12 protein-coding genes are annotated in these 11,521 nt (G+C 56.4%); 10 read left to right on the top strand and 2 right to left on the bottom strand.

Annotation, left to right across the window (positions count from 1 at the left end; translation table 11 throughout):
- Window positions 1-10 precede the first annotated feature (10 nt).
- The 4 genes from OGX93_RS19915 (at window position 11) to iadA (ending at window position 3,545) form a co-directional block, all read left to right on the top strand.
- The gene (locus OGX93_RS19915) at window positions 11-1,072 is read left to right on the top strand and encodes an AI-2E family transporter (RefSeq protein WP_012131296.1); all 1,062 of its coding nucleotides are present in this window, start codon (window positions 11-13) and stop codon (window positions 1,070-1,072) included.
- A gap of 175 nt (window positions 1,073-1,247) precedes the next feature.
- Window positions 1,248-1,907 carry a nucleoside recognition domain-containing protein gene (locus tag OGX93_RS19910; protein ID WP_024130126.1) on the top strand — a complete coding sequence of 220 codons (660 nt, stop codon included), beginning with the start codon at window positions 1,248-1,250 and terminating at the stop codon, window positions 1,905-1,907.
- Window position 1,908: 1 nt separating this feature from the next.
- Window positions 1,909-2,370 carry a YjiG family protein gene (locus OGX93_RS19905; protein ID WP_047462074.1) on the top strand — a complete coding sequence of 154 codons (462 nt, stop codon included), beginning with the start codon at window positions 1,909-1,911 and terminating at the stop codon, window positions 2,368-2,370.
- Window positions 2,371-2,381: 11 nt separating this feature from the next.
- Window positions 2,382-3,545 carry a beta-aspartyl-peptidase gene (iadA, locus tag OGX93_RS19900; protein ID WP_286449834.1) on the top strand — a complete coding sequence of 388 codons (1,164 nt, stop codon included), beginning with the start codon at window positions 2,382-2,384 and terminating at the stop codon, window positions 3,543-3,545.
- A 115-nt stretch (window positions 3,546-3,660) separates the two neighbouring features.
- Here the strand turns inward: iadA and bcp are convergent, their stop codons facing one another.
- Both bcp and OGX93_RS19890 read right to left on the bottom strand, forming a co-directional pair.
- The gene (bcp, locus tag OGX93_RS19895) at window positions 3,661-4,131 is read right to left on the bottom strand and encodes a thioredoxin-dependent thiol peroxidase (protein ID WP_012131300.1); all 471 of its coding nucleotides are present in this window, start codon (window positions 4,129-4,131) and stop codon (window positions 3,661-3,663) included.
- A complete protein-coding gene (locus tag OGX93_RS19890; RefSeq protein WP_024130128.1) occupies window positions 4,131-4,703 on the bottom strand; it encodes a glycine cleavage system transcriptional repressor in 573 nt (190 codons plus the stop codon). Before OGX93_RS19890 ends, bcp begins: the two co-directional genes overlap by 1 nt.
- 145 nt (window positions 4,704-4,848) lie before the next feature.
- On the opposite strand from OGX93_RS19890, the gene dapA reads away from it, so the two are divergent.
- The 6 genes from dapA (at window position 4,849) to ypfH (ending at window position 11,478) form a co-directional block, all read left to right on the top strand.
- Entirely contained in the window at window positions 4,849-5,727 is an 879-nt protein-coding gene (gene dapA / locus OGX93_RS19885; protein WP_012131302.1) for a 4-hydroxy-tetrahydrodipicolinate synthase, read from the top strand.
- Between the two features lie 16 nt (window positions 5,728-5,743).
- The gene (gene bamC / locus OGX93_RS19880) at window positions 5,744-6,778 is read left to right on the top strand and encodes an outer membrane protein assembly factor BamC (RefSeq protein ID WP_115181295.1); all 1,035 of its coding nucleotides are present in this window, start codon (window positions 5,744-5,746) and stop codon (window positions 6,776-6,778) included.
- A gap of 189 nt (window positions 6,779-6,967) precedes the next feature.
- The gene (purC, locus tag OGX93_RS19875) at window positions 6,968-7,681 is read left to right on the top strand and encodes a phosphoribosylaminoimidazolesuccinocarboxamide synthase (protein WP_012131304.1); all 714 of its coding nucleotides are present in this window, start codon (window positions 6,968-6,970) and stop codon (window positions 7,679-7,681) included.
- A 130-nt stretch (window positions 7,682-7,811) separates the two neighbouring features.
- Window positions 7,812-8,675 carry a KPN_02809 family neutral zinc metallopeptidase gene (ypfJ, locus tag OGX93_RS19870; protein WP_024130129.1) on the top strand — a complete coding sequence of 288 codons (864 nt, stop codon included), beginning with the start codon at window positions 7,812-7,814 and terminating at the stop codon, window positions 8,673-8,675.
- Between the two features lie 15 nt (window positions 8,676-8,690).
- On the top strand, window positions 8,691-10,706 hold the full coding sequence (locus tag OGX93_RS19865) for a tRNA(Met) cytidine acetyltransferase TmcA (RefSeq protein ID WP_286449833.1): 2,016 nt from the start codon (window positions 8,691-8,693) through the stop codon (window positions 10,704-10,706).
- 73 nt (window positions 10,707-10,779) lie between these two features.
- On the top strand, window positions 10,780-11,478 hold the full coding sequence (ypfH, locus tag OGX93_RS19860) for an esterase (protein ID WP_286449832.1): 699 nt from the start codon (window positions 10,780-10,782) through the stop codon (window positions 11,476-11,478).
- Window positions 11,479-11,521: the final 43 nt, after the last annotated feature.

Here is an 11,521-nt window from a genome sequence, read left to right as displayed (position 1 = left end):
AACGGTTTCTATGCTTGAGATGTTGATGCAGTGGTATCGCCGTCGTTTTAGCGACCCGGAGGCGATCGCCTTGCTGGTTATCCTGGTTGCCGGTTTTGGCATCCTTTTCTTTTTCAGTGGGCTTCTGGCGCCGTTGCTGGTGGCTATTGTCCTCGCTTACCTGCTGGAGTGGCCTACGGTCCGTCTGGAGGCGATTGGCTGCTCCCGGCGTTGGGCCACCTCAATCGTACTGATTGTGTTTGTCGGCATTTTACTGCTGATGGCGTTTGTCGTGATGCCGGTGGCCTGGCAGCAGGGGATCTATTTGATTCGCGATATGCCGGGTATGCTCAATAAGCTCTCTGATTATGCCGCCACGTTACCCCGTCGTTACCCGGCGCTGATGGATGCCGGGATCATTGATGCGATGGCGGAAAATATGCGCACCCGGATGCTGACGTTAGGTGATTCGGTTGTGAAATACTCCCTGGCCTCTCTGGTCGGGTTGCTGACGCTGGCGGTGTATCTGGTGCTGGTGCCGCTGATGGTCTTCTTCCTGATCAAGGATAAAGAGCAGATGCTGAATGCCGTGCGCCGGGTGCTGCCGCGCAATCGCGGACTGGCCGGGCAGGTCTGGATGGAGATGAACCAGCAGATCACCAACTATATTCGCGGCAAAGTGCTGGAGATGGTGGTGGTTGGCGTGGCGACCTGGCTTGGCTTCCTGCTCTTTGGTCTCAACTACTCGCTGCTGCTGGCGGTTCTGGTTGGATTCTCGGTATTAATCCCCTACATCGGCGCGTTCGTGGTGACCATTCCGGTGATTGGCGTGGCGTTATTCCAGTTTGGCCTCGGAACGGAATTCTGGAGCTGCTTCGCCGTGTATCTGATCATTCAGGCGCTGGATGGAAACCTGCTGGTGCCGGTACTGTTTTCAGAAGCCGTCAACCTGCACCCGCTGGTGATTATTCTGTCGGTGGTGATTTTCGGCGGCCTGTGGGGTTTCTGGGGCGTGTTCTTCGCCATCCCGCTGGCGACGTTAATTAAAGCCGTGGTACATGCCTGGCCGGACGGGCAGGTCAGCGACGGTTAAGCACGATTTTCACTCTGCCCGGTGGCGCAACGTCATCGGGCGTTCCACGTTTTATCCGCTTTCTCCTTTCCTGAACGTTTTCCGAATGTGCTGTCCCGCCCTCCTTTTTTGCTTTCAACTTACCGGTATAGATGGTTTTTTAATCTCACAAGGACAAGACCAACCGGAGAAAAAAATGGGTCATCAGATGCACACGCAGCAAAAAGTGGGGTGGGGCGGTTATCTCGCCTTTTTTATTACCATTATCCTTTTTTCAGGCATGTTCGCGAAAAGTACGGAATGGTGGCGAGTGTTTGATTTTACCGTGCTCAATGGCGCGTTTGGCCTGGTTAACGCAGCAGGCGACACGGCGGTTTCATTTCGCGGCACTGGCGGTACCGGGGCGAGAGACGGCTTTTTATTCGCACTGGAGCTGGCGCCATCGGTTATTTTATCGCTCGGCATTATTTCCGTGACGGAAGGGCTGGGCGGACTGCGCGCCGCACAGCAGTTGATGACGCCGATACTCAGGCCGATCCTGGGCATCCCCGGCATTTGCTCTCTGGCGCTTATCGCCAATTTGCAAAATACGGATGCCGCCGCCGGGATGACCAAAGAGCTGGCGGAAGAGGGGGTGATTACCGAACAGGAACGGGCAATTTTCGCCTGCTGGCAGACAAGCGGCAGCGCGATTCTGACGAACTACTTCTCATCAGGCGCCGCGCTATTTGCCACGATAACCGTACCGGTTATTACGCCGCTGGCGGTCATTTTAGTCTTCAAATTTATCGGTGCGAACCTGTTGCGGGTGTGGATCGCGCAGCTTGAACATCGTCGTATGAAACAGGAGGCCTGAAATGAGCGCACAGGTACGTAAAAACGTCATGGATCTGTTTATCGACGGCGCGCGGCGCGGTTTTACCATCGCCACCACCAGCCTGTTGCCCAACGTCGTCATGGCCTTTGTCATTATTCAGGCGCTGAAGGTGACGGGGTTGCTGGATATCGTCGGGCGAGTGTGTGAACCGGTAATGGCGCTATGGGGTTTGCCGGGAGAATCGGCGACCGTTTTGCTGGCTGCGGTGATGAGTATGGGCGGCGGCGTGGGCGTCTGCGCCAGCCTGGTGGTTACTGGCGCGCTGTCCGGTCACGATGCCACTGTGCTGTTACCCGCCATTTACCTGATGGGCAACCCGGTTCAGAATGTAGGGCGCTGCCTGGGAACGGCGGGCGTTCATCCGCGTTATTACCCGCATATTATTGCGGTGTGCGTGATTAATGCCCTGGTCTCTATTTGGGTAATGCAGGCTATTGTTTAAAAAGGACTATCATGGACTGTTCCATTCTTAATCTGACGCTTTTTCAGCGCGGACACGTATATGCCCCGGACGATCTGGGCCAGCAGGACATTCTGGTTGCCAACGGCAAAATTGTCGCTATTGCGCCGACTATCGCTGCGAAAGACTTCCCCGGTTGCCAGCAGGTCGATCTCCACGGTGATATCGTCTGCCCGGGATTTATCGATCAGCATGTTCATCTCATCGGCGGTGGCGGCGAAGCCGGGCCGCATACCCGTACGCCAGAGGTGCGGCTGTCACGGTTGGTTGAAGCCGGTATTACCTCCGTTGTCGGGCTGCTGGGAACGGACGGCATCACCCGTCATCCTGAATCTCTGCTGGCGAAAACGCGCGCGCTGGAATATGAAGGGATCAGCGCATGGATGTTAACAGGGGCGTATTCTCTGCCTTCGCCAACCATCACCGGGAGCGTCGATCGCGATGTGGCGTTGATTGATAAAGTGATTGGCGTGAAATGCGCCGTCTCCGATCATCGTTCTTCTGCGCCGAATTCCGCCGTGCTGGCGACAATGGCGGCGCAGTCCCGCGTGGGGGGATTACTGGGCCAGAAGCCGGGAATCAGCGTCTTTCATATGGGCGACAGCCCACACATGTTGGAACCGCTGTACGATATTCTCGCCAACGCCGATGTCCCCATCACGAAACTGCTGCCGACGCATGTTAACCGCGCCGAACCGCTGTTCCAGGCGGCGCTGGAGTACGCGCTTGATGGCGGCTACATCGATATTACCAGCAGCATTGATGAACCGATCGATCCGGCGACGGCCATCGTGACAGCCTTGCGCCATGAGGTTCCGCTGTCGCGCATTACCCTGAGTTCTGATGGCAACGGCAGCCAGCCGGAATTTGATGAGCATGGGAATTTGACGGGCATTGGCGTGGCGGGTTTTGAGTCGCTGATTGGCACGCTGCGTCAGTTAGTTACGCAGCATAAACTGCCGCTGGAGCAGGCGCTGCGTCCGCTTACCCGCACCGTTGCGGAATTTCTCGGCTTTGAGCATAAAGGACGTCTGGCGGCAGGTTGTGACGCCGACATTCTGGTGCTGAATCAGGCGCTGGAAGTCAGCCATCTGTGGGCGAAAGGCAAAGCGGTGGTGAAAGACGGCAAAGCGTGCGTGAAAGGAACGTTTGAATAAACGACGCGTATGCCGGATGGCGGCGTAAACGCCTTATCCGGCATACGGGGTTGTGCGAATCAGGCCTGATAAGACGCGTTAGCGCCGCATCAGGCTTTATCCGGCAAAACGCAAATCAGGCGTTTTCTTTCAGCCAGTTCAGCACTACATCGTGGTGGTTACTGGTTTTAAAGTCGTCAAATACGTGTTCGATCTTGCCGTCAGCGTCGATCAGGAAGCTGATGCGATGGATGCCGTCGTAGGTTTTCCCCATAAAGGATTTTTCCCCCCAGACGCCGAATTGCTCGCAGACCTGATGATCCTCATCGGACAGGAGCGTAAAGTTAAGCAGCTCTTTTTCGGCGAAACGAGACAGTTTTTCAGGTTTATCGGTGCTGATCCCCAACACGTCTACGCCTGCTTTTTTCAGATCGTCCATGTTATCGCGTAAACCACAGGCCTGTACGGTACAGCCGGGCGTCATGGCTTTAGGGTAGAAATACACCAGTACGCGCTGTCCCTGGAAGTCGGTCAAATTTACTTGTTCTCCGTCTTGATCCGGCAAGCTAAATTTCGGTGCGATGTCACCGGCTTTCAGTGGATTCATTACTTAACTCCATCCTGTTCATCATGTTGTGAGTAATTAACAACGTTAATACTGCCTTGCGCATTGAGTTCTGTACATAGTGCTTTAAAGGCATGCTCAATATTTACGGCATCATGGGATGCCGGACTGTGCGCGGTGATTTGAACAAACAGCTGTGCAGCCTTTTCATTTTCAGCAGGTTGCGTGCGGGAGACCAGCTCAGCGATGTTCATCTGATGGCTGTCGAAAAGCGCGGTAAAACGTTCAATTAAATGCGGAGAATCTTCCACCTCGACCTGTACCCATACCGTTGCGGGCATGGCCGGACGGGGGCGAGCGGTGGTGCGCTTCATCACAATCAATAAATCCAGCTCTGCGCCTTTCAACGGCAAGGTTGATTCAATCAGGGTGATGGCGTTCCAGGAGCCAGACAGCAGCATGATAAACGTGAATTCATCGCCCAGCATGGCCAGTCGGCTGTCTTCGATATTGCAACCGCAACTGCTGACATGGCGGGTGATAGTATTCACAATTCCCGGGCGATCGGCACCCAGCGCAGTGATAACCAGGTAATGTTGTGATGACGATGTCAAACCGGTTCTTCCTTTGAGAGGTGAGGTAATCATAAGGAAAGCATAAAAAAAACCTGCATACAATAATCAGAAGGGCTATGGTCTCTTGCTTTTATTGTCGTACCAAACGTACCATTGAGAAACTTGTTTGCACAGAGGATGGCCCATGTTCACGGGAAGTATTGTCGCGCTTGTTACACCGATGGATGAAAAAGGTAATGTCTGCCGGTCAAGCCTGAAAAAACTGATTGATTATCATGTCGCCAGCGGTACCTCGGCGATTGTTTCTGTTGGCACCACCGGCGAATCCGCCACGCTGAGCCATGACGAGCATGGCGATGTGGTCATGATGACGCTGGAGCTGGCGGACGGGCGTATTCCGGTTATCGCCGGAACGGGCGCGAACGCGACGGCGGAGGCCATTAGCCTGACGCAGCGTTTCAACGACAGCGGCGTTGTCGGTTGCCTGACAGTGACGCCTTACTACAACCGCCCGACTCAGGAAGGTCTGTTCCAGCATTTCAAAGCCATCGCTGAACATACTGACCTGCCGCAAATTCTGTATAATGTGCCGTCCCGTACAGGCTGCGATATGCTGCCGGAAACCGTCGGTCGTCTGGCGAAAGTAAAAAATATTGTCGCAATCAAAGAGGCGACAGGGAACTTAAGTCGGGTTCACCAGATCAAAGAGCTGGTTTCAGACGATTTTATTCTGCTCAGCGGTGATGATGCGACCGGGTTGGACTTCATACAGCTCGGCGGTCATGGCGTGATTTCCGTTACCGCGAACGTTGCGGCGCGTGATATGGCGGAAATGTGCAAACTGGCGGCGGAAGGTCGTTTTGCCGACGCGCGGGTGATTAATCAGCGTCTGATGCCGTTACATAACAAACTATTTGTCGAACCCAATCCGATCCCGGTGAAATGGGCATGTAAGGAGTTGGGACTTGTGGCGACCGATACGCTGCGCTTGCCGATGACGCCGATCACCGATACGGGTCGTGAGATTGTCAAAGCGGCGCTCAAGCATGCCGGTTTGCTGTAAAGTTTAGGGAGATTTGATGGCTTACTCAGTACAAAAGTCGCGCCTGGCCAGGGTTGCGGGTGTTTCGCTCATTATGCTGCTCGCGGCCTGTAGCTCTGACTCGCGCTACAAGCGCCAGGTGAGCGGTGATGAATCCTATCTGGAAGCCGCGCCGCTTGCTGAACTTCATGCGCCAGCAGGGATGATTCTGCCGGTAACGACGGGCGACTATAACATTCCGGTGACCAACGGCAGCGGCGCTGTCGGCAAAGCACTGGACATTCGTCCGCCTGCTCAGCCGTTAGCGCTGGTGACCGGCGCGCGTACCCAGTTTACGGGTGATACCGCAACCTTGCTGGTGGAAAATGGTCGCAATACCAACCTGTGGCCGCAGGTTGTCAGCGTGATTCAGTCCAAAAACTACACGATTGAAAAACGTGATGACGCCAGCCAGACCCTGACGACCGATTGGGTTGAATGGAACCGTCTGGATGAAGACCAGCAATACCGTGGACGTTATCAAATCTCGGTGAAACCGCAGGGTTATCAGCAGGCTGTAACGGTGAAACTGGTGAATCTGGAACAGGCTGGCAAGCCTGCCGCAGATGCCGCTTCGCTACAGCGTTATAGCGCTGAGATGATGAACGTAATCTCGGCGGGTCTGGATAAAACCGCCACCGACGCTGCGAACGCCGCGCAAAACCGTTCTGCCGCTACGATGGATGTGCAGAGCGCCGCAGATGACACCGGTTTGCCAATGCTGGTCGTCCGTGGGCCGTTCAACGTGGTGTGGCAGCGTCTGCCAGCCGCGCTTGAAAAAGTGGGCATGAAAGTGACCGACAGCACGCGTTCTCAGGGCAGCCTGGCAGTGACCTACAAACCGCTGTCTGACAGCGGCTGGCAGGAGCTGGGCGCAACCGATCCGGGGCTGTCGTCCGGCGACTATAAATTGCAGGTGGGCGATTTAGACAACCGCAGTAGCCTACAGTTTATCGATCCGAAGGGGCATACCCTGACGCAGAGCCAGAACGACGCGCTGGTTGCCGTCTTCCAGGCAGCGTTCAGCAAGTAAAAATTGAGGGGCTGGAGCAATCCAGCCCTTTTTTCTGATATGATACGCAAACGTGTGCGTCAGCAGAAAAACGCAATTTTTACCGTAATTTCGCCCCCAGGCTGTAGGTCGGATAAGGCAACGCCGCCATCCGGCAAAGTGTGGCAGAAAATGAATTTTTATCGTTAATTCACACCAGGAGTAATAAAGATGCAAAAGCAAGCTGAGTTGTATCGTGGTAAAGCGAAGACCGTATACAGCACGGAAAACCCGGACCTGTTGGTGCTCGAATTCCGCAATGATACGTCAGCAGGGGATGGCGCGCGCATTGAACAGTTTGATCGCAAAGGGATGGTGAACAACAAGTTTAACCATTTCATCATGACTAAACTGGCAGAAGCGGGCATCCCGACCCAGATGGAGCAGCTGCTGTCCGATACCGAGTGTCTGGTGAAAAAGCTGGATATGGTGCCGGTCGAGTGCGTGGTGCGTAACCGTGCGGCTGGTTCTCTGGTCAAGCGTCTGGGCATTGAAGAAGGCATCGAACTGAACCCGCCGCTGTTCGACCTGTTCCTGAAAAACGATGCGATGCACGATCCGATGGTCAACGATTCTTACTGCGAAACCTTCGGCTGGGTGAGCAAAGAGAATCTGGCGCGCATGAAAGAGCTGACCTACAAAGCTAACGACGTGCTGAAAAAGCTGTTTGACGATGCCGGTCTGATCCTGGTCGATTTCAAACTGGAGTTTGGTCTGTACAAAGGCGAAGTGGTGCTGGGCGATGAATTTTCCCCGGACGGCAGCCGCCTGTGGGACAAAGAGACGCTGGATAAAATGGACAAAGACCGTTTCCGCCAGAGTCTGGGCGGCCTGATCGAAGCCTATGAAACCGTCGCACGTCGCCTGGGTGTGCAGTTAGATTAATTCTTCCCCCATCAGCATCAACCGGAGAGTCAACGCTCTCCGGTTTTTCTCTACCACCATTATTCTAATGGTAATCTTGCGCTGAACCGCCTACGATCATCATCATAATGAATAGTATGTTGAGGTGATTATGCGCTGGCAAGGGCGTCGTGAAAGTGACAATGTAGAAGACAGACGCAATAGCTCCGGCGGCCCGTCAATGGGCGGGCCGGGCTTTCGTTTGCCCAGCGGCAAAGGCGGAATTATTCTGCTGATTGTCGTGCTGGTGGCGGGCTATTACGGGGTGGATCTTACCGGTTTAATGACCGGGCAGCCGATTTCTCAGCAGGAAACGACGCGTTCGATCAGTCCAAATGACGACGAGGCCGCGAAGTTTACCTCCGTTATTCTGGCGACCACAGAAGATACCTGGGGCCAGCAGTTTGAGAAAATGGGGCGCACATATCAGCAGCCTAAGCTGGTGATGTACCGTGGCGCGACGCGCACAGGATGCGGTGCGGGTCAGTCCGTAATGGGGCCGTTCTATTGCCCGGCGGATGGCACGGTCTACATCGATCTTTCCTTCTACGATGACATGAAAAACAAACTGGGCGCGGATGGCGATTTTGCCCAGGGTTACGTTATCGCCCACGAAGTGGGGCACCATGTGCAAAAACTGTTGGGCATCGAACCGAAGGTCCGTCAGCTGCAACAGACCGCATCGCAAGCGGAAGTGAACCGACTCTCCGTACGTATGGAGCTACAGGCGGATTGCTTCGCGGGCGTCTGGGGGCACAACATGCAGCAACAGGGCGTGCTGGAATCCGGCGATCTGGAAGAAGCGTTGAATGCGGCGCAGGCGATTGGTGACGATCGTCTGCAACAACAAAGTCAGGGACGCGTGGTGCCGGACAGCTTCACTCACGGCACTTCCGAGCAGCGCTATACCTGGTTTAAACGCGGTTTTGATAGCGGCGATCCGGCGCAATGTAATACCTTCGGCAAAGGTTTTTAACATACCGGGGCAGGGATGTCTGACAATGACGCATTGCGGGCGCTAACCGCACAAATGGCGCAGGAAGGGATTCGTCGGCTGCTGGTGCTCAGCGGCGATGCGTCCTGGTGTCGTGAACGGGCGCTGGCGCTGCGAGAAGCATTGGCTGGCGACTGGCTGTGGGTGGCAACCGATGCGCCCGCCGCGCCGCACTGTACGCCGCAGGCGTTACAAACGCTACTGGGACGCGAGTTCCGCCACGCGGTTTTTGATGCGCAGTCGGGGTTTGATGCCTCGGCATTCGCGGCGCTGAGCGGCACGCTGCGAGCCGGAAGCTGGCTGGTGCTGCTGACGCCGCCGTATTCTGCATGGGAATCCCGTCCCGATGCGGATTCGCTGCGCTGGAGCGACTGCCCGCAGCCTGTTGCAACGCCACATTTTATCCAGCACCTCAAACGCGTGATGGCCCGTGACGAGCAGGCGCTGCACTGGCAGCAGTCTCAACCGTTTTCATGGCCGCGCTTTCCTGCCCGTCCCCACTGGCGACCCGCTACGGGTGAACCACAGCCTGAGCAGGCCGCGATTTTGCGGCATCTGCTGCGGATGCCGCCTGGCGTGGCCGCCGTTACGGCAGCGCGAGGTCGGGGTAAATCGGCGCTGGCCGGGCAGTTAATTTCGCGGATGAGCGGGACGGCCATTGTAACTGCGCCGTCGAAAGCGGCGACGGACGTGCTGGCGCAGTTTGCCGGTGAGGAATTTCGCTTTCTCGCTCCTGATGCGCTGTTGGCGGGCACGGAGACGGCCGACTGGCTGATTGTCGATGAAGCGGCGGCAATCCCCGCGCCGCTGCTGCATCGCCTGGCGTCGCGTTTTTCACGCATATTGTTGACCACCACCGTTCAGGGCTATGAAGGGACGGGACGCGGTTTTTTGCTGAAGTTCTGCGCCCGTTTTCCTCATCTCCGGCGTTTTGAACTGCGACAGCCTGTTCGCTGGGCGCAGGGGTGCCCGCTGGAACAATGGGTCGGCGAAGCGCTGATATTCGACGACGAGACGTTTGCCCATGCGCCGCAGGGGGCGATTCGGTTCTCCGCTTTTACGCAGGCGCTCTGGCATACCGGGCCGACGCAGCCGCTGGCGGTGTATCAGCTGCTTTCCGGCGCGCACTACCGCACCTCTCCGCTCGATCTGCGTCGCATGATGGATGCGCCGGGGCAGCATTTTCTCGGCGCTTTTACGGCTGAGCGAGTGGCGGGGGCCGCCTGGCTGGTGGAAGAGGGCGGATTATCGGCCGCGCTGAGCCAGGCCGTGTGGGCGGGCTATCGTCGCCCGCGCGGGAATCTTGTCGCGCAGTCGTTGGCCGCTCATGGTGGCGATCCGCTGGCGGCGACGCTGACCGGGCGTCGGGTGAGCCGTATTGCCGTCCACCCGGCCCGCCAGCGGGAAGGGATTGGGCAGCAGCTGATCGCTGAGGCATACGGCGGCGCCAGCCAGTGCGACTATCTCTCCGTCAGTTTTGGTTATACCGCCGAACTCTGGCGATTCTGGCAGCGTTGCGGTTTTGTGCTGGTGCGGATGGGGAACCACAAGGAGGCGAGCAGTGGCTGTTATACGGCGATGGCTTTGCTGCCCATAAGCGAGACCGGCGCGCGGCTGGCGCACCGCGAGCACCAGCGTCTGCGCCGGGATGCGGAGATCCTTGCTCGCTGGAACGGCGAAGCGATCCCGGTTATCCCGCTGAAAGCGTCTACGCTTAATGATGATGACTGGGATGAACTGGCGGGCTTTGCGTTTGCCCATCGACCGTTGCTCACGTCGTTAGGCTGTCTGAGTCGACTGCTTGAGTGCTGCGAGCTGGCGCTCCCCGCGCTGCGTGGACGCCTGGAGGAGAAGTGCAGCGACGCGAATCTTTGTATCCGGCTGGGTTTGCCTGGGCGTAAAGCGCTGCTTGTCGCTCAGCGTCGGGAAGTCGCCCATGCGCTTACCGCGCTGGATGACGAACGGGCGCAGCGGTTACGCGAACGCGTTTTGCAATGGCAATTTTTTCACTAACTCCTTCAATTTCCTGGCATGGTCATTGTGATTAAGCGGCGTAGAATCTGTTCTATCAGTTAAGGAGATCGCCATGAAACATGACCATTTTGTTGTTCAAAGCCCCGATAAACCCGCGAAACAACTGCTGTTGCTGTTTCATGGCGTGGGCGATAACCCGGTCTCAATGGGAGAAATTGGCTCCTGGTTCGCACCGTTGTTTCCAGAGGCGCTGGTGGTCAGCATTGGCGGCGCGGAACCTTGTGGCCCGGCGCCTGGGCGTCAGTGGTTTTCGGTTCAGGATGTGACGGAAGAGAACCGCCAGGCGCGGGTTGATGCGATTATGCCGGTGTTTATCGAAACGGTTCACTACTGGCAGAAACAGAGCGGCGTTGGGCCGGAGGCTACCGCGCTGATTGGGTTTTCGCAGGGGGCGATTATGTCTCTTGAGAGCATCAAGGCCGAGCCGGGTCTGGCATCGCGCGTGATTGCTTTCAACGGACGCTACGCCAGCTTGCCGGAAATCGCCACGACCGCCACAACGGTACATTTGATTCACGGCGGTGAAGACCGGGTGATTGAGTTATCTCATGCGGTTGCCGCACAGGAAGCGTTAGTCCGTGCCGGAGGCGATGTGACGCTGGATATCGTCGAGGATTTAGGCCATGCGATTGACGATCGCAGTATGCAGTTTGCGCTCGACCATTTGCGCTATACCGTGCCGAAACACTACTTTGATGAAGCGTTGAGCGGCGGTAAGCCGAATGATGATGATATTATCGAAATGATATAAGCCGGAACTGAACCGTAGGCCGGATAGGGGCGAAGCCGCCATC

It is taken from the genome of Citrobacter sp. CK195 (genome assembly GCF_030333365.1).
Taxonomy (GTDB): domain Bacteria; phylum Pseudomonadota; class Gammaproteobacteria; order Enterobacterales; family Enterobacteriaceae; genus Citrobacter_B; species Citrobacter_B koseri.
The sequence above is the reverse complement of the archived record's forward strand: the minus strand, read 5'-3'. Positions and strand labels throughout refer to the sequence as shown.

Excerpts from the sequence above, each read along its gene's own strand:
- OGX93_RS19915 (WP_012131296.1), top strand. The coding sequence starts at position 11 with ATGCTTGAGATGTTGATGCAGTGGTATCGCCGTCGTTTTAGCGACCCG.
- OGX93_RS19910 (WP_024130126.1), top strand. The coding sequence starts at position 1,248 with ATGGGTCATCAGATGCACACGCAGCAAAAAGTGGGGTGGGGCGGTTAT.
- OGX93_RS19905 (WP_047462074.1), top strand. The coding sequence starts at position 1,909 with ATGAGCGCACAGGTACGTAAAAACGTCATGGATCTGTTTATCGACGGC.
- iadA (WP_286449834.1), top strand. The coding sequence starts at position 2,382 with ATGGACTGTTCCATTCTTAATCTGACGCTTTTTCAGCGCGGACACGTA.
- bcp (WP_012131300.1), bottom strand. The coding sequence starts at position 4,131 with ATGAATCCACTGAAAGCCGGTGACATCGCACCGAAATTTAGCTTGCCG.
- dapA (WP_012131302.1), top strand. The coding sequence starts at position 4,849 with ATGTTCACGGGAAGTATTGTCGCGCTTGTTACACCGATGGATGAAAAA.
- bamC (WP_115181295.1), top strand. The coding sequence starts at position 5,744 with ATGGCTTACTCAGTACAAAAGTCGCGCCTGGCCAGGGTTGCGGGTGTT.
- purC (WP_012131304.1), top strand. The coding sequence starts at position 6,968 with ATGCAAAAGCAAGCTGAGTTGTATCGTGGTAAAGCGAAGACCGTATAC.
- ypfJ (WP_024130129.1), top strand. The coding sequence starts at position 7,812 with ATGCGCTGGCAAGGGCGTCGTGAAAGTGACAATGTAGAAGACAGACGC.
- OGX93_RS19865 (WP_286449833.1), top strand. The coding sequence starts at position 8,691 with ATGTCTGACAATGACGCATTGCGGGCGCTAACCGCACAAATGGCGCAG.
- ypfH (WP_286449832.1), top strand. The coding sequence starts at position 10,780 with ATGAAACATGACCATTTTGTTGTTCAAAGCCCCGATAAACCCGCGAAA.